The sequence below is a fragment of the Herbaspirillum sp. YR522 genome (assembly GCF_000282575.1).
GTDB lineage: Bacteria > Pseudomonadota > Gammaproteobacteria > Burkholderiales > Burkholderiaceae_D > Herbaspirillum.
In genome coordinates this window covers 1-23,690 of record NZ_AKJA01000136.1, presented here as the reverse complement: position 1 = coordinate 23,690, position 23,690 = coordinate 1, and the positions used below count along the sequence as shown (strand labels likewise).

8 protein-coding genes are annotated in these 23,690 nt (G+C 67.8%); 4 read left to right on the top strand and 4 right to left on the bottom strand.

Annotated features, from left to right (window positions below; all coding sequences use genetic code 11):
• Positions 1 to 55 precede the first annotated feature (55 nt).
• Positions 56 to 1,735 (bottom strand): cyclic peptide export ABC transporter, encoded by a 1,680-nt coding sequence (locus PMI40_RS19565; RefSeq protein ID WP_008118955.1) that lies wholly within the window; start codon positions 1,733 to 1,735, stop codon positions 56 to 58.
• Between the two features lie 266 nt (positions 1,736 to 2,001).
• Here PMI40_RS19565 and PMI40_RS19560 point away from each other — a divergent pair, with 266 nt between their 5' ends.
• From PMI40_RS19560 to PMI40_RS19545, 4 genes are read left to right on the top strand one after another with little or no spacing between them, the layout of a single operon-like run.
• The gene (locus PMI40_RS19560; RefSeq protein WP_008118953.1) at positions 2,002 to 3,102 is read left to right on the top strand and encodes a GNAT family N-acetyltransferase; all 1,101 of its coding nucleotides are present in this window, start codon (positions 2,002 to 2,004) and stop codon (positions 3,100 to 3,102) included.
• Positions 3,099 to 4,421, top strand: a complete 1,323-nt coding sequence (locus PMI40_RS19555) for a lysine N(6)-hydroxylase/L-ornithine N(5)-oxygenase family protein (RefSeq protein WP_008118951.1) — start codon at positions 3,099 to 3,101, stop codon at positions 4,419 to 4,421. The genes PMI40_RS19560 and PMI40_RS19555 overlap by 4 nt, the downstream gene beginning before the upstream one ends.
• A gap of 30 nt (positions 4,422 to 4,451) precedes the next feature.
• Positions 4,452 to 6,674, top strand: a complete 2,223-nt coding sequence (locus PMI40_RS19550; RefSeq protein WP_008118949.1) for a TonB-dependent siderophore receptor — start codon at positions 4,452 to 4,454, stop codon at positions 6,672 to 6,674.
• Entirely contained in the window at positions 6,668 to 7,960 is a 1,293-nt protein-coding gene (locus PMI40_RS19545) for a PepSY domain-containing protein (RefSeq protein WP_008118947.1), read from the top strand. The genes PMI40_RS19550 and PMI40_RS19545 overlap by 7 nt, the downstream gene beginning before the upstream one ends.
• 382 nt (positions 7,961 to 8,342) lie before the next feature.
• On the opposite strand, the gene PMI40_RS19540 is transcribed toward PMI40_RS19545, so the two are convergent.
• From PMI40_RS19540 to PMI40_RS19530, 3 genes are all read right to left on the bottom strand, one after another.
• Entirely contained in the window at positions 8,343 to 18,431 is a 10,089-nt protein-coding gene (locus tag PMI40_RS19540; protein ID WP_008118945.1) for a non-ribosomal peptide synthetase, read from the bottom strand.
• 34 nt (positions 18,432 to 18,465) lie between these two features.
• Entirely contained in the window at positions 18,466 to 21,603 is a 3,138-nt protein-coding gene (locus PMI40_RS19535) for an amino acid adenylation domain-containing protein (protein ID WP_008118943.1), read from the bottom strand.
• A partial coding sequence (locus PMI40_RS19530; RefSeq protein WP_008118940.1) for a condensation domain-containing protein occupies positions 21,600 to 23,690 on the bottom strand: 2,091 nt, incomplete at its 5' end. The genes PMI40_RS19535 and PMI40_RS19530, both read right to left, overlap by 4 nt.

The window sequence follows — 23,690 nt, the reverse complement described above, 5'->3', positions numbered from 1 at the left end:
CCAGGCGCTCGACACCGGCGAGACAGGGGATGGCCGCCAGCGGCGTGCCGTGCGCTCAATGCGCAATCGGCGCGGTCAGCTCGACCTCATCGGTGACGCCGCCATGGCGCTGGTGATCCTGCGCCGGCAACACCGGACGGCGCGTCGACAACTGGCCATTTTCCAGCGACAGCAGCACATCGGCCAGGTCGAAATAGCGATCGTCGTGCGAGATCACCAGCACCGTCTTTCCCTGTGCCTTCAGTTCGGGCAGGATCGACCGGTAGAACACGTCCTTGAACAACGGGTCCTGGTCGGCCGCCCATTCGTCGAACACCATGAAGGGACGGTCCTCCAGCGCCGCCACCACCAGCGCCAGCCGCTTGCGCTGTCCCTGCGATAACGCGCGGGTGGTGAACGCCCCTTGCCTGACCTGCACCACATGCTGCAGTTGCAGGCGCTCCAGCAACCGGTTGGCCTGCTGGTCCAGGTCCGGACGGTCGTTTTCCAGCAATCGATCGAACAGGTGGAAGTCCGAGAACACGGTCGAGAACAATTGCCGGTAGGCATCGCGCGATGCATCGGTCACCGGCTGGCCGTTCCACACGATCGCGCCCTCCTGGGGTACATACAGTCCGACCAGCAATTTGGCCAGCGTGGTCTTGCCGCTGCCGTTGCCACCCACCAGGAAGATGATCTCACCCGGCTTGAAGTCGAGCTGGACCGGACCCAGCAGGAACAGGCCATCGCTGCGTTCATGGTAATAGCGGTGCGTCACCCCTTGCAGCGCCAGGCTGTCCAACCGGCTGCGCTGCCCGGGGGGCGCCGGCGGCTCGCTGCTGGCCATGTCCCGGGTCACGGCATCGATGCGTGCCGCGGCCACGCGCGCCAGGTTGGCGCGCGGGATATTCATCAGCAACACCTCCAGCGGCGTGACGATATAGACGAAGACCAATGCAAAGCCGCTCATCACCGGACGCTGCGCGGGCGCATCGCCGACCAGGAAGAACAGCACCAGGCCGATGAAGGCGAAGATCAGGAAGTTGCCCCAGCCCGCCGAGGCGGTGAAGATCGACATGCCGGTGGTGCGCAGGCGGCGCACGTTCTCGATGGCCACATGCAACAGGTCGCGCTCGAACAGCTGGCGCTTCCTGGCATGCAGGCGCAGTTCCTTGGCGCCGCCGGTCATGGCCTGGAAGTGGCCGAACATCACGTCCTGCTCGCGGGCGGCCCGCTCCAGGTAGCGAATCGCCTTCAGGTGGGCCAGGTGGTAGCCCAGCGACCCCAGCGCCAGCACCGCGATGGCCACCAGGAACACCTGCCACGACAGCAGCACCATATAGACCAGGCAGCCGATCACCACCACCGAATTGGTCAGGATGGCCGGCATGCCGACGAAGAACTCGGCCACCTTGGCGCTGTGCTCGGTGAGGGCCGACTGGATCCGGGCCGGGCCGGTCTTTTCGATGTGCCGGTAGTCGGCGCCGATCACCTTGGCCGAGATATAGCGTCGCATGTCGGCCTGGGCCCGCTGGTTCAGGCGCTCGAACGAGATATTGGACAGCATATGGCTGGCCATGAGCAGCAAGACGGTGCCGCCGAACCACCACGCCGCCTGGGCGCGGGTGGCCGCATCGGCGCTCAAGGCGGCATTGATCTGGATCACCGTCAGCACGGCGCAGATGCCGCGCGTGACGCTGGCGGTGGCCGCCAGCAACAGCAGGCGCCAGGATTGTCTTATCAGATAGTTAAGCATGCAGTGGCCCGATCAAGCGAGTGTGGAGTTCTCTTTACAGACGAACCAGCGGCGCCGCCATTTAGCCCTCTTCGCATCCCCGGCATCCGGACGGTGTACGCCGCGCCCTTGTCGTAGCTGCCTTTGCGGCCGATCGGGGCGACTCCAGTTAAATAAAAATACTTCTCATTCGTCTACAGAGAATGAGCCCGACAGGCCGGGCAATCGCTGCCGGCTGACCGGCCAGGCCGGTCGTCAACCATCTTTCATGTATTTGCGGAGTCCTCTTGAATCGCCCATTACCCGTTGGCAACGCCATTGCACTGTGCGTAGGCGGCGTGCCGCTGTTTGCAAGCTGTCATGCAGAGCAGGTTTCCATCAGCGATGGCCATGGGCAGGAGCGCTCGCGCTGGCATTGGCGGCGCGGCGGCCCCGGCGCCGGCGACCAGTACTGGAGCATCGCCCCGCGCAGCGGCGACCACGTCTGCTACGAGGACCTGCTGGCGGTGCTGCAAAGCATGTTGATGTACCACCCCGAGGCGCCTGCCATCGTGGTCGAGCTGGCGCCGCCGGTGGCATCGGCCATGGCGCGCTGCGGCCTGCTGGTGCCGCGCGGCGGGCAGTTCGTGGCGCTCGCCGAGCTGGTCTGGCAACACGCCAGCGGTTGGTTGCCGCAAGCCAACGTGCCGGCCTTCCCGGTGCAACAGGTGATGAGCCACGGGCGGCGCCACCCGCTGCGCGCGCCCAAGCCGGAGGGCCTGGTCTACACCCGTCATATTCCCTGGCTGGGCCAGCGCCTGACACTGCGCAGCTTGCACCTGGAACAGGACCTGCCCCTGTTCAACCGCTGGATGAACGATCCGGTGGTCGCCCACTTCTGGGACGAGGCTGGCGACCTGGCCAAGCATCGCGGCTATCTCGAGACGATTGCGGCCGACCCGCACATGACCTCGCTCATCGCCAGCTTCGACGACCGGCCCTTCGCCTATTTCGAGGTGTACTGGGCCAAGGAGAATCGCATCGCGCCGTTCTACGACTGCGGCGACTTCGATCGCGGCTGGCACGTGCTGGTGGGCGAAGAGGCGTTTCGCGGCAAGCAGTTCGCGGTGGCCTGGCTGACCACCATCTCGCACTACCTCTTCCTGGACGACTGCCGCACCCAGGTGGTGGTGGGAGAGCCGCGCGCCGACCATGAAAAGCAGATCCGCAACCTCGACAAGAGCGGCTACGCCAAGCTCAAGGAATTCGATTTCCCGCACAAGCGGGCCATGCTCGTGATGCTTTCCCGTGAACGCTATTTTGGCCAGGGCCTGTGGCAGCCCCAGACCGACCTGGGCGCTTACTCCAATCCGTTTTCCTCTTCTCCCCCCGAAAGGAGACCGTCTTGACGATCCATGACCTCATCGGCGTCGGCTTCGGCCCGTCCAACCTGGCGCTGGCCATTGCGCTGCAGGAACAACCCGGCCGCAGCCAGCCGCCGGACGCGTTGTTCCTCGAAAAACAGCCCGGCTTTGCCTGGCATGGCGACATGATGCTCGATGGCACGCACATGCAGATCTCGTTCCTGAAGGACCTGGCGACCCTGCGCAATCCCGCCAGCCCCTATACCTTCATCAACTACCTGCACCAGAAGCGTCGCCTGTCCGATTTCATCAACCTCAAGACCTTCTATCCCAGCCGGCTCGAATTCAACGACTACCTGGCCTGGGCCGCCAGCCATTTCGATGCCCAGTGCCGCTATGGCGAAGAGGTGATCGAGGTGCTGCCCGAGAAACGTGGCAGCGAAGTGTCGCTGTTGCGCGTGCTTTCGCGCGACAGCAACCAGCAACTGCACGAGCGGCTCACCCGCAACCTGGTGCTGGGCATAGGCGGCGTGGCCAACATTCCCGATTGCATGCAGCACCTGCGGGGCGAGCCGCGGGTGTTTCACTCCAGCCGGTTCCGCAGCGCATTTGCCCGGCAGCAGGCGCCGCGCCGCATCGCCATCATCGGCGCCGGCCAGAGCGCCACCGAGATCTTCCTGGAGCTGGATGGCCACGCCGACATCGCGGTCGACCTCATCACCCGCGCGCGCACCATCAAGCCGTCCGACGACAGCCCCTTCGTCAACGAGATCTTCAACCCCGATTACACCGACTACGTCTTCAATACCGCCGAAGGCAGCCGCGCCGCCCTGCTCGACGAATTCATGCAGACCAACTATGCCGCGCCCGACATGGCCCTGATCGAGCGCATGTTCGAGGTGCTGTACCGGCAGAAGGTCAGTGGCGTGGAGCGGCACCGCTTCCTGCGCCGGCACGACACGCTGGAGGCGCGCGCAGACGAGGCCGGCGTGCACCTGTGGCTCAACGACCTCGAGACCGGACAGGTCAAGACCCTGAGCTACGACGCGGTGATCCTGGCCACCGGCTACCAGCGGCAACAGCATCACGAACTGCTCAAGGAACTCAAGCCCTACCTGCCCGACATGCGGGTCGACCGGCACTACCGCCTGGTCAGCACGCCCCAGTTCAGGCCGGCGATCTTCCTGCAGGGCAGTTGCGAGGCATCGCACGGCCTGAGCGACACCCTGCTGTCGATCACCGCCATCCGGACCAACGAGATCAGGGACGCGCTGGCCAGGAGCATGGCGCCAACCCAGGCATTTTCAGCGTTACATCAGCACCAAGCGGGGGAGATGCAGCGCCAGGCTGCCTTCCGGAGTTAATCAACGACAACATCAATCCGATTCACCATCATGACGAGAAAAACAGCGATCAATGTCCCCTTCCCTTCGCGGCAACGCATACTGGTCAGTTCGCTCCAGTGCGCGCTGCTGGGCATGTCGATCTCGGCCAGCAGCCATGCGCAGACCAGCGCTGCCGGCCAGGACCTGCCGGAAGTGACCGTCACCGCCAACGGCGAGGAAAAGGCCAACGGCCCGGTGCACGGTTTCGTGGCCAAGCGCAGCGCCACGGCCACCAAGACCGATACCCCGATCACCGAGACCCCGTATTCGATCTCGGTGGTGACGGCGGACCAGATCGCCACCCAGCAAGCCCGTACCGTGTCCGAGGCGCTGGCCTATACCAGCGGCGTGCAGGTGTCGACCGGAGCCTTCTCGATCGTCGATACGGGCGCCCTGCTGCGCGGCTTCCAACTCAATAATGGCGGTTCGTTCTATCGCGACGGCATGCTCACCTCGTCCAATGCCAGCTATAGCCGCTACGCCCCCGAGCCGTATGGCCTGGAACGCATCGAACTGCTGCACGGCCCGGCTTCGGTGCTGTTCGGGCAGAACTCGCCCGGCGGCCTGATCAACGTGGTGTCCAAGCGCCCTACCACGACCCCGATCCATGAAATCCAGGTCCAGGTGGGTGGCTTCAGTCGCAAGCAGATCGCCGGTGATTTCGGCGGTGCCATCGATGACGCAGGCGTCTGGTCCTATCGCGTCACCGGACTGGTGCGCGACGCCCAGAGCCAGGTCAAGGACACGGTCGACAATCGCAGCTTCTTCGCGCCGTCGATCACCTGGCGGCCTTCGGACCGCACCGAATGGACCGGCCGCCTGGAGTACCAGCGCAGCGAAGGGCTGGCCAATAACCTGCTGCCGCCCAATGGCACCGTGACGGCCAATCCCAACGGACGCCTGGGGACCGGCACCTCGCTGGGACGGGCTGGCGACAACAACGAGATCTACGAGAATTCGGCAATCAGTTCGGCGTTCTCGCACCAGTTCAACGACGTGCTGAGCTTCCGCCAGAACCTGCGCTATACCAAGTACAACGCATCGCGCAACAACCTGCGCTTCGCCGCCTTCTTCCCGGCCACGCAATCGGCGACGGCCGCGTTGCAGCGCTGGCGCCTGCACACCCTGTCGGACACCTTCACCACCGACAACCAGTTCCAGGCCGACTTCGGCACCGACCCGCTCAAGCACAAGCTGCTCTTCGGGGTCGACTATCACCACACCGCCGGCACCGTCAGCGGCTACCTCAGCCCCAACACGCTGGCCGGCTATGTGCTGTCGAACATCTACACCACCAGCTACGCCACCTTGCCCGCGGTGGCCGACAACTACAACACCAAGACGGTCGACGACCAGTTGGGCTTCTACCTGCAGGACCAGGTCAAGCTCGGTGAGCGCTGGACCGTATCGGCCGGCATACGACGCGATTCGTCGCAGCAGAAGGTGACCAACTACGCGGCCAATACCTTCTCCAAGCGCAGCGATACGGCCAACAGCCGCAACCTGGGCCTGGTACACGAGATGAACGGCGGCTTCTCGCCCTACGCCAGCTATTCGGAATCGTTCACGCCGACCACCGGCAATATCTTCGGCGGCGGCATGGCCACGCCGGAACGCGCCAAGCAATACGAGGCCGGCGTCAAGTACGCTCCGGTGGGCACCAATGCCCTGTTCACCCTGGCGGTGTTCGACCTGCGGCGCCAGAACGTCACCACCGCCGACCTGGCCCGGGCCGGCTTCGTCCAGCAGACCGGCGCGGCGCGTTCCAAGGGGGTGGAACTGGAAGGCAAGTTCTCGCTGGCCTCCGGCCTGAACCTGACCTCCAGCTACAGCTACACCAACGCCAAGGTCACCAGCAACACCTCTGCCACCAGCACCGCGGCGACCAGTACGCAAGGCAAGGCGCTGCCGGGCGCGGCCAAGCACAACGCCGGCGTGCTGGCCGAGTATGCATTCGGCCAGGGCGCCCTGGCCGGCACCCGCGTATCGACCGGGGTACGCTACATCGGCCGCTCGTATGGCAATGCGCTCAACACCTTCGAGACACCCAGCGTGACCTTGCTGGACGTCGGGGCCCGTTTCGACCTGGGGCGCATTTCCGACGACTGGCGCAATGTCGAGCTGGCATTGAAGCTCAACAACGTGACCGACCGTGTCTACGCGTATTGCTCGGAGTTCTGTGAATACGGCAACCGCCGTACCGGCCTGGTGACGCTGACCACGCGATGGTAGCCAACCCCGGGGCGCGCCCGCCGCGCGCCTGGAAACCGTGGCACCCGACCCGCCAGACCTTCGTCCTGCTGCATCGCTGGACCGGTCTGGCGATCGCGTTTTTCCTGATCGTGGCCAGCCTGACCGGCACCCTGCTGGCCTTCGAGGACGAGATCGAGGTCTGGCTGGCGCCGCACCTGCACCTGGCCCAGCCAGCGCCCGGCCAGGCCGCCGACGCCATGCTCGATCCCTATACGCTGCGCCAGCGGGTCGAGCAGGCACTGGGACCGAAGGTACGCATCAGCCAGCTGATGCTGCACCCGCAGCCCGGTCGCACGCTATCGTTCATGGCCGACCCGGCCATCGATGCCGCCACCGGGCGCCCGTTCAAGCTGGGTTACAACGAGATCCTGGTCAATCCCTACAGCGGGGTCGTACAGGGTGTGCGCGACCGCGAGAAGATCAGCCTGCGGCCGGAAGACTTCATGCCCTTCGTGTTCAACGTGCACCACTCGATGGCCTTGCCGCGGGTACCGGGTGCCTTGCTGATGGGCATCGTCTCGGTGCTATGGACGCTCGACTGCTTCGTCGGCGCCTACCTGACCTGGCCGCGCGGCCGGCCTTTCTGGAACAAGTGGAAGCCGGCCTGGATGGTGAAATGGCAGGCCGGCGCGTACCGCGTCAACCTCGACCTGCATCGCGCCTTCGGCCTGTGGTGCTGGCTGATGCTGTTGCTGTTTGCCTGGTCCAGCGTGATGTTCAACCTGCGTGACCAGATCTACCAACCGGTGATGACCCGCATCCTCCCGTTCGACAACAGCTGGCGTGCCCAGCCGCCGCTGCGCGAACCGCTGGCCGCCCCACCCATGAGCTGGCCCCAGGCCCACGCCGCCGCACGCCGCGCGATGCAAGCCTTTGCCGCCGAGCGCGGGTTGCGCATCGACTTCGAAGAGCGCCTGAGCTTCGATCGCCGGCGTGGCCTGTACGGTTACATGGTGCACAGCTCGGCCGACCTGCGCAGCAACGTCGGCAACACCGGCATCCTGATCGACGCCCGCAGCGGCCAGTTGCGCGGCCACTGGCTACCGACCGGCGACCTGGGCGGCAACAGCTTCAGCAACTGGATCGGCGCGCTGCACATGGGCCATGTCTTCGGCCTGCCGTGGCGCATCTTCATCACCTGCATGGGCCTGGTCATCACGTTGTTATCGGTCACCGGAATCGTGGTCTGGTGGAAAAAGCGCCGCGCACGGGTGCCAGCCAAGTATCGCGCGGGTGGGCGGCAAGCGAAAGACGAGGCGGCTTGAGGTCGTCTGGCCAGCGGCCAGCCTGGGCTCAGGACAGGTCCTTCGACAAGCTCAGGACAGGCCCTTCGACAGGCTCAGGACAGGCTTCGATACAGCGCTACGCGCTTACTCAGCCCGATGCCGAAGGCGAGGCGCCCGCTTTCCCCATTCGGACCAGCCCCTGGGGCATTCTTTGCCCCTCTTTCTCGGCGTTCAAGAAAGAAGGTCGGCTGCCGGGCGGACTCCCGGCGGGCCCTTTCGACCGGAGAATGATAAGCATAAAGCCAGTACATCGGCATGCAGCAAGAGCAGACGGCCCAAAAAGGCTCAACAAGCCGAATAGCGAATCCCGGTGAAAAAGCCTCCCAGCAGCACCCAGCCGCCGGGAGCGCCCTGCCCCACGTCAACCCAGCAAGTCCCGTACCCCCCGATACCACCCAGCCGATTCCAGGATAGACAGATGATCGGCCCCCTCCACTACGGTCAGCGACGCCAGGCGTGGGGTATGACGGGTCCAGTCGGTCGGCGCCTGGCCCGTCTCGCGCTGCCCTGCCTGCCACACGTGGATCGGGGTCGATAGGGTTACCTGCGCGTCCAGCCCCAGCCGCAGGCAACGGATGCGTTCCCACAATGCCGCCTCCGCACCCGGCTGGCCAGGCGCATCGGTGGGCAGCCGCTGGCCCAGGCGGGCCACGATGTCGAGCAGGAAATAGGCACGTTGGCGCGGCGTCATCTGCGCCAGCAGCGCATGCCAGAGTCCGGCCATGGACGAGCGTTGCAGCCATTGATGCAGCGTCTGCTCGTGCGGGGCCAGCGCCGAGGCAGGCGGCAACGGCATCTGCTCCAGTTGGGCCCGCAGGAGCGAAAAATCAGAACTATCGACCAGCCCGATCCACTCCACCGTAAGCGCCGCCTGTGCCTGCAGCTGGCGTGCCGTCTCGATGGCCAGCAAGCCACCCACCGACCAACCGATGAACCGGCAAGTCCTGCCGGCGAATTGGCCGCCGATGGCCGCGGCATAGCGGGCCGCCATTGCCGGCACGTCCATGCTGGCCCAGCGCCATCGTTCATGCGGTGGACATACCAATTGCCAGACCGGGTGCGCCTGCCCCAGGGCAGTGGCCAGGCCAGCGTATTCCTGCGGGTTGGACATGCGCGCCGGAAAGCACACCAGCACCGGCCCTTGCGGGTCCGGCGGCCGACTCGCCGGATGGTGCACCAGCACCGGCGCGGGCGGGATGGCCGGCAACGCCGACGGCATCAGCCCACCGCCGCCCCGCAGCAAGCCTTGCAGCGTGTCCTGCGTGGGCAGCCGGCCCAAACCGTCGGCCAGGCGCTGTGCCAACTGCTGCACCAGTGCCTGCGGCAAGCGTGCGCCGTCGTACTCGAACTGGAAGCGCAAGCTAGCGCCCGGCAACACCACCAACGTCAGTGGATGCTCGGTGGCGCCACGGCTGCGGATGGTCTCGAATGCCAGCGAGCGCCCGACGCCCTTCTTGAGCGACTCGTCGACCGGGAAATTCTCGAAGATGACCAGCGTATCGAACAGGGCCTGGCCCGGCCTGGCCGACCAGCGCTCGATCTCGTCCAGCGCCACATGCTCGCGCTGGCGCAGGGCCAGGTTGTGCGACTGCAACTGCGCCAGCCAGGACGCCACGTCCTGCCCGCCATCCAGGTGCTGGATCAGCGGCAGCACATTGATGCACATGCCCATGATCCGTTCCACGCCGGGAAAGTCGACGCTGCGCCCGGAGACGGTGACGCCGAAGACCACATCGGCCGCGCCCGTCATGTCGTGCAGCACCACGCTCCAGGCCGCCTGGACCAGCGTGTTCAAGGTCACCTTGCAGCTTGCGCCAAAGCCTTGCAGCAGGCGCGTGTGCTCCAGATCGAGTTGCAGGTACTCGGTGGCATAGGCCGACGCAGCGCCGCTACCGGGCGATGGCGTCAATTCGGCCGCCATGTCGTGCACGGCCGCGCTCCGGCACAGCAGGCCGGCCGGCCCGCCGGGCCCGCATTGGGCGAAGCGGGCGCGCCAGAACGCCTGGTCGTCGACACTGGACTGCTGCGCCAGCCATGCCATGTAATGGCGGAAGTCCAGCGCCTGGCGCGCCAAGGGCTGGCCTTCGACCAGCGAAAACACCTCGCCCAGCAACTGCGACATGCTCCAGCCATCGAGCAGGATATGGTGCCAGGTCCAGAGCAGTTGATAGCCATCGTCGCGCTGGACGATCACGAACCGCATCAGCGGCGCGTGTCGGGCGTCGAAGCCGCGCTGGTGCTCATGGCGGCACAGCGCCTGCCATTCGTCGCGCACGTTGGCATCGGCCCGGCCGCGCCAGTCCAGTACCGTCACCGGCAGGCTGGCCTCGCGCATGACCACCTGCACCGACCGCAGCGAATCGAGCCAGGCAAAGCCGGTGCGCAGGATCGGATGACGCTGCAGCACGCTGCGCCAGGCATCGCAGAAGCGCGCCACGTCGATGGTCTTGCTGGTGGTATCGAGCTGCACCACATTGGCCGCGCTCCATGGCTGCTCGGACAGGTGGCGCAGCATGCGCTGCTGCATCGGCGTGGTCGGGTAGATGTCCTCGATCTGCGCCGCCGCACAACCCAGTTCGTGCTGCAAGCGATCCAGTTGCGGCTGGGTCAGCTGCGCCAGCGGGAAGTCCGATGGCGTCACGCCGCTGTTGCCGGCGCAGCAATGGTCCACCATGTCCTGCAGCGCGGCCTGCAGCCGCTGTACGAAGCCGTCGATGGTGGCGGCATCGAAGCGCCGGCGGCTATAGGTCACTTCCATGCGCAGTTCGCCACCGACCACCTGGCCGTTGATCGACAGGTCGCACGCCATCGGCGCGGCATCATCGCGCGATGCCCCGGGCGACTCCGGTGCCGGCTGCCAAGGGCCGCCATCGCGGAAGTTGCCGTCGAACTGCCCCAGGTAATTGAACGCCAGCGACGGCGTCGGGATGTTTGCCAGCACCTCGCGCTGCGCGTCCGAACCCCAGTGACGCAGCAGGCCGAAGCCGATGCCCTTGCGCGGAATGGCGCGCAGGGTCTCCTTGACCGCGCCGATCTGGGTGCGCCAGTCGCCTGCCGTGGGCAACGCCACCGGCAGCATGCTGGTGAACCAGCCGACCGTGCGCGACACATCCAGGCCGTCGCCGGCCTCGTCCAGCTGCTCGCGACCATGGCCTTCCAGCGTGATCAGCATGTGCGCCTGCCCGCTCCACTGGCCCAGGGCCCGACCCAGCGCAGCCAGCAGCAGGTCGTTGATCTGGGTGCGGTAGGCCGCCGGCGCCTGCTTGAGCAGGGCCTGGGTCGTGGCGGCGTCGAGCCGGCAGGCCAGGCGCGCCTGGTCGGCCGCCAGCAACGGCGCCTGCGGGTGGTCGCACGGCAGCTTCGCCGGTACCTCGGCCAGCGTACGCCAGAACGGCAATTCGTCGGTAGCGGTGGCGGCAAACGCCTGCAGGGCCTGGCCCCATTCACGGTAGGACGCGGTCTTGGGCGGCAAGGCGATCGGCCGCCCGGCCAGGCACTGGGCATAGGCGCCCTGCAAGTCTTCCAGCAGCACCCGCCACGACACGCCATCGACCACCAGGTGGTGCACCACCAGCAGCAGGCGCCAGCTGCCGTCGGCCAGCGCCATGGTGGCGGCGCGCAGCAAGGGCCCGTGTTGCAGGTCTAGGCTGCGTTGCGCCCGGGCGCAGAATTGCGCCATCTGCGCGGCAGAATCGACCTGTGCGTGCCAGCACGACGATGCCGCCTCGCCCGCCGCGCGCGCACCGTACGATTGCACCCAGGTGCCGTCGCCCTGTTGCACATAGTGCATGCGCAGCGCGTCGTGATGATCGACGATGGCTGCCACCGCTTGCTGCATCGCCTGTCGGTCGATCGGCGCGGCGCTGCGCAGCATGATGGCCTGGTTCCAATGCTGGCGCCGGGCGATGTCGGTGGCCAGGAACTGCGCCTGGATCGGCAGCAGCGGCACCGGGCCGCTGCTGGCGTCGTCGCCCTCGAGCGGCGCCCGGTCGGGCAGCGCCTCGACCGCTTCGGCCACCTGCGCCAATGCGGCCACGGTCTGCTGCTCGAAGATCTGCTTGGGCGTCAGTTTCCAGCCATCCTGGCGCAGCCGGGCGATGATCTGCAGGCTCAGGATGGAGTCGCCGCCCAGTTCGAAGAAGTTGTCATGGCGGCCCACCGCGGGCACGCCCAATACCGCTTGCCAGCTGTGGGCGATCAAGGCTTCGAGCGGCCCTTCGGGTGGCTCGCCGAGGCTGGTGCCTTCGTGTTCGAAGCGGGTCTCGTCGGGCAGCGCCTTGCGGTCGATCTTGCCGTTGGCATTCAAGGGCAGCGCCGGCAACAGGCCGATCTTGCCCGGCACCATATAGCCCGGCAGGCTGGCCGCCAGGGCCCGCTGCAGCGCGACCGGATCGGGCGCGCTGTCGTGGTGCGCGGCGACGTAGGCCAGCAGCCGATCCACGCCCGCTACCGGACGTACCACCGCGACCGCCTGGCGCACGCCCGGCTGTGCCAGCAGCGCCGCTTCGACTTCGCCCAGTTCGATGCGGAACCCCTTGATCTTGACCTGGTGATCGATACGCCCGAGGTAGGCGATCTGTCCATCGTCACGCCAGCGCGCCAGGTCGCCGGTGCGATACATGCGTGCGCCGGGCGCGCCGAAGGGATCGGCCACGAAGGCGCCAGCGGTCAGGCCGGGGCGATCCAGGTAGCCGCGTGCCAGGCCGCTGCCACCGATATACAGCTCGCCGGCCACGCCGTGCGGCAGCAGTTGCAGCCGGTCGTCCAGGATCATCGCCGTGCGTTGCCCCACCGGTCGGCCGATGGGCGCGTAGGGCACATCGCAGGCCTGGCCGGCATCGACCTTCCAGACCAGCGGCGTGACCACCGTTTCGGTCGGCCCATAGCCGTTGATCAGCCGTTGCGGGCGCAATGCCCGCCGCACCTGCTCGAAGGTGTCCCGCGGCATCGCTTCGCCTCCGAACGAATACAGGAAGACCGGCGGCGGGTTGCCGCTGCGCTCGACCCAATCGGCCAACTGCTTGAGGTACACCGGCGGGAAGCCGGCATGCGTGATGCGATGCCGGTGCAAGGCGGCGGCCGTCTGCTCGGGGGTCCATAGCTCGGAGTCCCGCAGCACCAGCGTGCCGCCCACGCTCAACACCGTCATCCAGCGCTCATGGGCGCCGTCGAAGGCGAACGACAGGAAATGCAGCTCGCGCGACTGCGGCCCCATCTCGTACAAGGCCGCGGTCGCTTGGATGTGCATCGACAGCGGTCCATGTGCCACCTCCACGCCCTTGGCGCGGCCGGTCGAGCCGGAGGTGTAGATCACATACGCCAGCTGTTCGGGGACGACGTCGACCGCGCTGGCCTGCGCCTGGCCGTGCGCCAGGTCGAGCTCGTCGATGGCCAGCAGGCGCAACGCAGGCCTGGCTGCCAGCGCCGGCCATCGGGCCAGTGGTTCGCGCTGGCTGATCATCAGCGTCACGCCGGCGTCGTCCAGCATGCCGGCCAGGCGATCCGACGGCGTCTCGAGGTCGATCGGGACATAGCCCGCGCCGGCCTTGAGGATAGCCAGCAAGACCACGATCATCTCGGGCGAGCGCGGCAATGCCACGCCGATGCGCTGCTCGCCGGCCGCGCCGTCGAAGCCTTGTCGGCGCAGCTGGCTGGCCAGGCGGTTGGCACGCGCCTCGACTTCGCCATAGCTCAGGCTGCGCTCGCCCATCACCACCGCCTCGGCGGCCGGGTTGCGCTGCGCCTGGCGCGCGAACAGGACATGAATCGGTTCCGGCACGAATTGGCTGTCCTCGACCCGGCCCAGCGCCAGCAATGCCGCCTGCTGCTCGGGGTCGAGCATGGCCAGCGCGCCGACCGGGCGGGTGCCGGACTGGACGATCTGCTCCAGGCAGTACTGCAGGTGCCGTGCGATCTGTACCACGGCCGCGTCGCCAAAGCGGCTGCGGTCGTAGCGCCAACCGATATGCAGGCCGGCGCCCACGCCGTCGCCCGGCGCTACGCCGACGGTCATCGGATAATTGGTCTGTTCGCGGCTGTGGGTGCGCCTGAAGCTGATGTCGGCGGCGCTACCGCTACGCAGTGCCGAATCGATCGGATAGTTCTCGAACACCAGGATGCTGTCGAACAGGCTTTGACCCAGGTGCGCATGCCAGCGCTGGATGTCGTACAGCGGCGTATGCTGCACCGCGCGTGCGGCCAGGTTGTGCTGTTGCAGCGCCTGCAGCCAGGTCGCCACCGGTTGGTCGTGGCTAGCCGGCACGATCACCGGCAGGGTATTGATGAACAGGCCCAGCAGTTGCTGCGCCCCTTCCAGCTCGTCCGGGCGGCCGGCGACGGTGGCGCCGAAGCACACAGCGCCGTGGCCGGTATAACGTTGCAACAACAGGCCCCAGGCCGCCTGGAACAGCGTGTTGAGGGTAACCCTGTGCTCGCGCGCGAACCGGTTCAGGGCCTCGGCCTGCGGCACCGGCAACACCACCTTGTACTCGCCGAAGCCGGTCTCGCCGGCGGCCGGTGCGATAAACGCCTGCTGCAGATAGGTCGGGGCCGTCAGCGGCGCCAGCGCTTGCTGCCAGAACCGGCGCGGCTGTTCGGCATCCTGCTGCTGTAGCCAACCGATATAGTGACGATAGCTTCCGGCTGGCGCCGCGGTATCCACGCCGTGATAGTGCCGCACCACCTCGCCCAGCAACTGCGACGTGCTCCAGCCATCGAGCAGCAGGTGGTGGATGGTCCAGATGAAATGGTGCCGGCGCTGGCCCGAGCGCACCAGCACCAGGCGTTGCAGCGGCGGCCGGCGCAGGTCGAAGCCAAGTGCCAGTTCGGCTTCGGCGATGCCGTCCAGCGTGGTGGCGCAGTCATCGACGGCGCGTACGTCCAGTTGCCGCAGCGGCAATGCCGCAGCTGGCGCGACCCATTGCAGCGGCGGTGTGCTGTCGGCCAGGAAACCGGTGCGCAGCACGCCATGGCGCTGCTGCATCGCCTGCCAGGCGGCACCAAACCGCTCCGGGTCGAGCGCGCCATCGATATCGATGCGCAACTGGTTCACATAGGCCGCGCTGCCGGCTTCATAGACGCTGTGAAACAGCATGCCGGTCTGCATCGGCGACAGTGGATAGACCGCCTCCAGCTGGTCCATGCCGACCGGCAGCAGCGCTTGCTGCTGTGCCGTCAGCGGTTGTGCCAGCAGCGACAGGTCGGGCCCGGCCGCACGCGGCGCGTCGGCGCCGCTGCCGGCCGGCAGGTCGATCGCCACGGCCACCGCAGCCAGATGGGCCACCGTCTGCCGGTCGAACACCTGCCTGGGCGTGACCTTCCAGCCGGCCCGCCGCAGGCGGGCAATGATCTGCAGGCTGAGGATCGAGTCGCCGCCCAGGGCGAAGAAGTTGTCCTGGCGCCCGACGCGCTCGATGCCCAGCACCTCCTGCCAGATCGCCGCCAACCGCTGCTCGATCTCGCCCACCGGTTCGGCATACGCCGCTTCGCTGCCGCGCTCCACCGCCGGCAAGGCCTTGCGGTCGATCTTGCCGTTGGTGCTCAAGGGTAGCCGGGGCAACTGCACCATCACCGCCGGCACCATGTATTGCGGCAGGCGCTGGGCCAGTGCTGCGCGTACCGCCCTTTCATCGATGCCCTCGCCCGCTACGTAGGCCACCAGCAGCTGGCCGTCGGCGGCCACCACGACCGCTTCGCGCACGCCCGGCTGGGCCAGCAGCGCCGCCTCGATCTCGCCCAGCTCGATGCGCAGGCCACGGATCTTGACCTGGTGGTCCAGCCGTCCCAGGTACATGATCTGGCCATCCTCGCGCCAGCGCACCAGGTCGCCGGTGCGGTACAGCCGCTGCCCGTCGTCGGCGAACGGGCTGGCCACGAAGCGCTCCGCCGTCAGCCCCGGCTTGCCCAGGTAGCCCCGACCCAGGTTGATGCCGCCCAGGTACAGCTCGCCGGCCACGCCCGGCGGCACCAGTTGCAGCGCGTCGTCCAGCACGAACGCCTGGGTGGCACTGATGGGGCGCCCGATCGGCACGCTGCTGCCGGTATCGCCCACCACGCAAGTCCAGTGGGTGACGTCGATGGCCGCCTCGGTCGGCCCATACAGGTTGATCAGTCGGGCGTGCGGCAACTGGCGCTGCGCCTGCTGCTGCAGTTCCATCGGCAAGGCCTCGCCGCTGCAGATCACGCGGCGCAGGCTGGGGCAACGTACGCCGTCGCCGTCATTGACGAAGGCTTGCAGCATCGATGGCACGAAGTGCAGCGTGGTGATGCCGGCGCTGTCGATCAGCGCGGCCAAGCGTGCCGGATCGCGGTGTTCGCCGGGCGCGGCCATCACCAGCTCGGCGCCGGTCATCAGCGGCCAGAAGAATTCCCACACCGAGACGTCGAAGCCGAACGGGGTCTTCTGCAGCACCCGGTCGCTGCTCTCCAGCTGGTAGGCCTGCTGCATCCATGCCAGCCGGTTCCACAGGCTGGCATGGCGGTTGGCCGCCCCCTTGGGCTGGCCGGTCGAGCCCGAGGTATAGATCACATAGGCCAGTTGCTCGGGATGCAGCGCCAGGCCGGGGTTGTGGCGCGGCTGGGCGGACAGGTCCAGGGTGCCGACATCGACCGGCGCGCAACCCGGTGCCAGCCCCTGCAACTGCGCCCACACCGGCGCATGGGTGAGCAACAGGCGGGTGCGACTGTCGTCGATGAAGTACTGCAGGCGCTGTGGCGGGTGGTCGGGGTCCATCGGCACATAGGCCGCGCCGGCCTTCATGATCGCCAGCAGCGCCACCACCATGTCTTGCGAGCGTTCCATGCACACGCCCACCCGGTCGTCGCAACCCACGCCCTGGGCCATCAGCCAGTGCGCCAGCGCGTTGGCCTGGTCGTTGAGCTGGGCATAGCCAAGCGCCTGGCCGGTGTGCGGCACCCGCAGCGCCGGCCGCGACCCGGACCGGGCGACCTGCGCTTCGATCAGCGCCAGTACGTCACCGGTGCCATGCCCCTGGCGGTTCTCGCTCGACTGCAGCAAGGCCTCGCGTTCGTCCGGCGCCAGCAGTTGCAGTTCGCCGATGGCTTGCTGCGGATCGGCGACCATCTGCCGCAGCAGCGCCTGGTAATGGCGTGCGATGCGCGCCATGGTGGCGGCCTCGAACAGGTCGGTGCTGTACTCCAGGCGGGCGGTGACCCGGCCGTTGATGATCTTGACGTCCAGCGCCACGTCGAACTTGGCGCTACGGGTGGCGATGTCGAGGGTGGTGGCGCTGATACCGTCGAGCTCCAGCGTGGCGGCGCCGTCGATGACCTGCAGGCCGAACATGGTCTGGAACAGCGGATGGCGCGCCAGCCCGCGCTCGGCGGGATAGCGTTCCAGCAGCAGTTCGAACGGCAACTCGGTGTGCGACAGGGCATCGAGCGTATCGCCCCGCACCTGGCGGCATAGCTCGCGCATGCTCATGCGTGGCTGGAGCCGCGCGCGCATCACCTGGGTGGTGACGAAAAAGCCGACCATCTCCTGCAATTCGGGCCGCTGGCGCCCGGCCTGGGGAATGCCGAGCGTGAAATCGTCCTGGCCGCAATAGTGACGCAGCAACGCCTGCCAGCCGGCCAGCAGGACCACGAAGGGCGTGCAGCGCTCGTCACGGCAGAACTGCCGCAGCCCGTTGGCCAGCGCCTGGTCGAGCACGAAGGCATGGGCCGCGCCGGCAAAACTGGCGGTGCCGGGACGAGGCCGGTCCAGCGGCAGGTTCAACGGCGACACCTGGGCGCCCAGCTTTTCCTGCCAGTAATCCAGTTCCTGCTGCAGCCACGGGCCTTGCAAGCGCTCGCGTTGCCAGCGCGCATAGTCGGCATACTGCACCGGCAAGGCCGGCAGCACCGGCGCCTGTCCCTGCAACGCCTGGCGGTAGGCACGGGCCAGGTCATGCGCCACGATCGGGTTGGACCAGGCATCGGAGACGATGTGATGCATGCCGATGACCAGCAGGTGGTCGTCATCGCCCAGCTGCAGCAGGCGCACCAACAGCAGCCGCGCCTGGGTCAGGTCGAATACGTGCGCTGCCGCCGCATCGATCTGCGCGGCGATCAGTTGTGCATGGCCGGCGGCGGCGTGGTGACGGCAATCGATCACCTCCAGCGCCATGGGCGCCACCGGCTCGACCACCTGGGAGGCGATGCCGTCCTGTTCCACGAAGCGGGTGCGCAGGCTGGCATGGCGCGCCACCAGCGCGTCGAAGGCCGCTTGCAGCGCCGCGTGCACCAGCGGGCCGCGCAGCCGGAACGCGCGCGTCAGGTTGTAGGCGGTCTGGCCAGGTTCCAGCTGCTGCAGGGCCCACAGCTGCTGCTGCGAAAACGACAACGGCGCCGGGCCGGCCATGGCGTGGCCGGACAACTCGCCGCCTGCCCCGCCCTGTTCTTGTTGGTCACGTTGCAACAGGGCCAGCAGTTGATGATTTTTTTCGTTCATGGGTGCTTTTGTTTGGGGAGGGGCGAGGATCGGTTCAGGCTTTTTCCAGCAAGGCGTCGCGTTCGGCGGCAGGCATCTCGAGCAAGGCGCGTCGCAGCGACGCCAGTTGGTCCAGTTGCGCCGGTGCCGGGGCCTGCGAGCGCAAGGCCGCCGCCAGGGCGGCCGGGCTGGCGTGGTCGAACACCAGCGCCGGCGCGATCTCGATACTGAACAGCTTGCGCAGCCGCGCCACCAGCTTGATGGCCAGCAGCGAATGACCGCCGGCGGCGATGAAATCGGTGTCGCGCTGCAACGGCTGGGTGCTGGCCGGCAGCAGTTGCGCCATGGCGTCGAGCACCACGAATTCGAGGTCGTCGGCCGGCACCTCGGCCGCGCCCGCCGGCCCGGCACTGGCCAGCGATTGCAGCAGCGCGCGCCGGTCTACCTTGCCATTGGCCAGGCGCGGCAGCGCCGGCACCACCAGGCAGCGCTGCGGCACCATCGGCTCGGGCAGCACGGCCAGCAAGGCCGCGCGCAGGTCCGGGGTGGCCGCGCCGCTGGTGACGACCCACGCCGTCAGGCTGGCCGGCTCGCCCTGCGCCAGCACCGTTGCCTGGCGCACGCCCGGCTGTTGCAGCAGGGCCGCCTCGACCTCGGCCGGCTCGATGCGAAAGCCCCGGATCTTGACCTGGTCGTCGGCGCGCCCAAGAATGCGCAGGCCGCCATGCGGCAGGTAGCAGGCCAGGTCACCGCTGCGGTACCAGTGGCATCCCGGCGCGGCCGGGTCGGCGACGAACGGCGAAGCCACGTCGGCGGCCTGGTTGAGATAGCCCCGGCAACGCTGGGCGCCACCGATATACAGCTGGCCGATGCCCCCTACCGGCGTGGCCTGCAAGGCGGCGTCGAGGATCGCCACGCGGCAGTTGGCCATGACCTGGGTCAGCGGCACGGCCACCGCATCGGGGCAGTCGGCGTCGATGGCATGCCACATCACTCCGACGGTGGTCTCGGTGGGGCCATAGTGGTTGAATACGCGACCCTCCGGGCGCCGCTGCCGGATGCGGCGGATCAGCGCCGGTGCCGCCGCCTCGCCACCCAGCACGATGGTGGCCGGCAACGCCAGTTCGTCCACGTCGAGCAACGCTTCCAGGTGCGATGGCACGATCTTGAGGGCGTCCACGCCGTGACGCTGGATGAAGGCCGCAAAATGCACGCCGTCCTGCATGTCGGCGTCGTCGGCGATGGCCAGCTCGGCGCCATGCAACAGCGCACTGAACAACGCCGTATTGCCCAGGTCGGCGGCCACCGTGCTGGTCAGCCCCCAGCAACGGCACGCTGCCAGCCGCATGCCGTGGTCGGCCGCCACCACGTAGTTGAGCAGTTGCCCGTGTTCGATCACCACCCCCTTGGGCACGCCGGTCGAGCCCGACGTATAGAGCACATAGGCGGCGTCGTCCAGGGCGATCTCACCGGCCGGCGCATGGGTCGGATAGTGGTGCAGGATCGGGCCCAGGGAGGCCAGTGCGACCTGCCGTGCCTGCCCTGCCGATTGCGCTTCCGATGGCCATTGCGCCTGGTCGTGCAGCACCAGCCGGGGCTGGGCATCGGCCAGCACGCGCTCGCGCCGCGCGGCGGGCCAATCGGCGTCGATCGGTACGTAGGCCGCACCGGCGCGCCAGGTGGCCAGCAGCGCCACCACCATGTCGGGCGAGCGGCGCAGGGCCAGCGCGACCCGCGCCTGTGGCCCGATCCCCTGCTCCTGCATCCAGTGCGCCAACTGGTTCACGCGTGCCATCAGCGTGCCGTAGTCCAGGCGATCATGGGCGCTGGACAAGGCATTGGCCCGCGGCCGGGCCTGCGCATGCGCGGCCAGCCGTGACAGCAGGTCGGTGCCGCCGATATCGACTTGCACCGCGTGCACCGGCAGACGCTGCGGCCACAGCGCCTGGTCATCCCAGTACAGCGTGGCCAACGGTGCTGCCCCGTGCTGCAGCACCTGCTCCAGCCAGGCCTGGTACTGCCGCAGCAGGCCCGCCATGGCGAGGTCGTCATAGCGCCCTGCGTCATAGTCGAGCTGCAGCGCCAGCCCAGCCAGGTCGACCCGCAGCACCAGCTCGAAGCGCGAATCGGCCGCCACCTGCGGCCCTGCCTGCCACTGCAGCGCCGGGTCGGCATGGTGGCGCGCCAGGGTGTTGGCTGCAAAGGCCACTTCGGCCGTGCAGGCCGCCGCGACTTCATCGTTCATGTATTCCTGGGCGCCGATATGGCGTTCTTCCAGCACCGCCAGTTCGCGCACCGTCTGCTCGAAATCCGGCTGCAGCGCCAGCGCCAGCGGGAAGGTCTTGCCATACGGGCCGACCGCCTGTGCCATCGGCTCGTAGTCGTCGCGGCAATCGTGCTGCCATGCGCTGCGCATCTGGTCCTGCTGGCCCAGCCTGGCCAGCAGCGTCAGCCAGGCCGCATGCAATACGGTGGCCGGGGCCCATTGCGTGCGGCTGCACCAGGCATGCAGGCCAGCGGCCAGCGGTGCGGCCAGCACGCTAGCCTGCACCCCGCGCGGCGCGCCTGCGGTGGCGACCTCACGCCGGTAGCTCAGCCTTGCAGCAGGCGCCTGCCGCGCCTGCTCGGCCTGGTTGGCCCAATACGCCTGCCCGGCGCTGGCCTCGTCGTCTTCGTCCAGCGACTGCCGCCATTGCATGTAGTCTGCATAGTCGAAGGCGGCCGGCAGCGCATGGCCCAGGTAGACATCGCGCAGGTCGGCCACCAGTTGCAGCAGGCTGCGGGCATCGGCGACCAACGCCGGTGCGGCCAGCCACAGCTGCCATTGCCGGTCGCCCACGCGCCCCAGGCAGGCCTGTACCTGGGCGGGCGATTGCGCCTGCCACTGCTGCCACGCCGCATGCCGGGCCGCGCCCTGGTCGCGCCAATCGTGCAACGGCAACTGCAGCGCCTGCGCCATCGGCTCGGGCAGCTGCTGCTGGCGCAGGCCGCGGTAGCCGCTGACCGCGCCGAAGGCGTGGCGCAGCACGCCGTGGCGCCCGACCACGGTGCGCCAGGCCTGTTGCAGGCGCGGCGCGTCCAGTTCGCCCCGGATATCCAGCCACAGCACCGGCCCGCCGGCCAGCGCGCACTGGCGTTGCTCGGAACTGAGCGCGAAACTGGCCTCGGCGGCCAGGGGGGTGGATTGGATCATGATGCCGCTCCCGTCGAGGTATCCGAGAATGCCGTCGCCGGCACCGACACGTCGGCCCGCTCCACCATGGCGCCCATGGCGACGACGATCTTGCGCGGTCCCTGGTACGGGTCTCGCGCATGGGCCGCCAGCATGTTGTCCAGCATCACCACGTCACCCTGCTGCCAGTCGAAGCGCACCGCGCACTGCTCGTAGAGCTGGCCGATCAACTCCATGGTGGCGTCGCTGATGACACTGCCGTCGCCAAACAGCACATTGCGCGGCAGGCGATCGGGCCCGACCATCGACAGCAGGTCGCGGCGCACCTCCGGTTCCAGGCAATACGGGTGATGCAGCTGCACCTGGTTGAAGAACACCTCGGCGCCGGTCACCGGATGCACGATCACCGCCGGGCACCTGGTACTGGTCTGCAGGGTGTCGTCGTCGAGCCAGCGATAGCCGGTGCCGGCCGCGTCCAGCCGGGCCTCGACCACGGCGCGGTCATCGGTCTGGAAGAACGACTGCCAGCTGACATCGAGGCGCGGGGTAAAGGTGCGCACGTAGCGCAACTGCTTTTGCTCGAACTCGCGCCGCAGCGCCGCGGGCAGCCGTTGCAGCATTTCGCGGCAGTCGACGATCGGCGTGGCACCGCCCACCGGCGAGGGCAACTCGCAGAAGAACCACTGCTTGCGTGGCCAGCGCTCGATGTGCGCACTTTCGTTGTGGTACAGGATCATCTGCTGCTCGGGATATGGCGTAGAGCGATAGGTCTTCTTGCCGCCCTCCTTCTTGGGCAGGTCGCCGTAGTTGCCATACAGCTCGGGCTCGATGGCCTCGGCGAAGCGCTCGAAGTCCTGCGGCGTGTCCAGGCCGAAGCGGCGAAACAGCACGCCACCATGGCGCTGCAACAACTCGGCGATCAGCGGCTGGTTCTCGCGCGCCCAGGCGGCGGTGTCGATATCGGTGCTGGTGGCCTCGATCAACAGGGGAAACTCCGAACCCGGCCGCAATGGCGTCATGCGCACCGGTGGCACGGGGGTCTTGGGTACGCTGCCCGACAGGCCCTTGAGCTTGCTGAGCTTGTCGAGCTTGCCCGGCACGACGGCGGGCGCGGTGGGAACGGCGGCGGTAGATGGCATGGCAAGGGGTTCTTTCAGGGAATCGATGTCAAAACGCGATAACGGCCAGTCGGGATGCGCCACCACCTGCTCCAGCAGCCGGCTCCAGGCCTGGGCGATATGCTGCATGGTGGCCGCGCCGAACAGCGACGACGCATAGACCCACTCGACCTGCAGCGTGCCCTGCTCGGGCGTGACGAACAGGGCGATGTCGAACTTGGCATGGGCGTGCCGGGCCGGCAGGCGTCGTACCTGCAATTGCGGCAGGTCGAACGGGTGGGTCGGCATGTTCTGCAGCACGAACAGCAGTTGCACCAGGGGGTTCCAACGGCGGTCGCGCTTGACGCCGGCCAGCTCGGCAATCCGTTCGAACGGCAAGGCCTGGTGGGCGAAGGCATCCAGCACCGAGGCGCGGGTGGCCTCGAGCAAGTCGGCAAACGATGCCTCGGCGATGGCCCGTGAGCGCAGCGGCAGCACGTTGACGAAGAAGCCGACCATGTCTTCCAGCGCCTGGTGTTCGCGCCCGGCTACGTCGGTGCCGATCAGCAGGTCGTCCTGGCCGCTCAGGCGATGCACCAGCAACTGGAAGCTCGTCAGCAGCAGCATGAACAGCGTGCTGTCGCTGCGCTGGGCCAGGCCTTCGAGTCGCCCGGTGAGCGGCGCGCCAAGTTGCAGCGAAAGGCGCGCGCCGGTGCCGGACCACGGCGCCTGGCGCGCCATATCGGTGGGCAACGCCGGCAGGCCCGATACGCCGTCCAGTGCCTGGCGCCAGAATTGCTCGTCGGCCGCGCGCGCGTCCTGCCGGCCGTGCTGCTGCCAGGCGGCATAGTCGATGTACTGCAGGCCCGGCGCTGGCAGCGTGGGCGTGACACCGGCGCAGAAGTCGCGGTAGAGCGCCGAGAAGTCCCTGACCAACAGCCCGATCGACCAGCCGTCGGCGACGATGTGATGCAGTGCCAGCAGCAGCATGTGACGCGGCTGGGGGGCGCG

Coding starts and splice junctions, on each gene's coding strand:
- PMI40_RS19565 (WP_008118955.1), bottom strand. CDS start 1,735: ATGCTTAACTATCTGATAAGACAATCCTGGCGCCTGCTGTTGCTGGCG.
- PMI40_RS19550 (WP_008118949.1), top strand. CDS start 4,452: ATGACGAGAAAAACAGCGATCAATGTCCCCTTCCCTTCGCGGCAACGC.
- PMI40_RS19545 (WP_008118947.1), top strand. CDS start 6,668: ATGGTAGCCAACCCCGGGGCGCGCCCGCCGCGCGCCTGGAAACCGTGG.
- PMI40_RS19540 (WP_008118945.1), bottom strand. CDS start 18,431: ATGAACGAAAAAAATCATCAACTGCTGGCCCTGTTGCAACGTGACCAA.
- PMI40_RS19535 (WP_008118943.1), bottom strand. CDS start 21,603: ATGATCCAATCCACCCCCCTGGCCGCCGAGGCCAGTTTCGCGCTCAGT.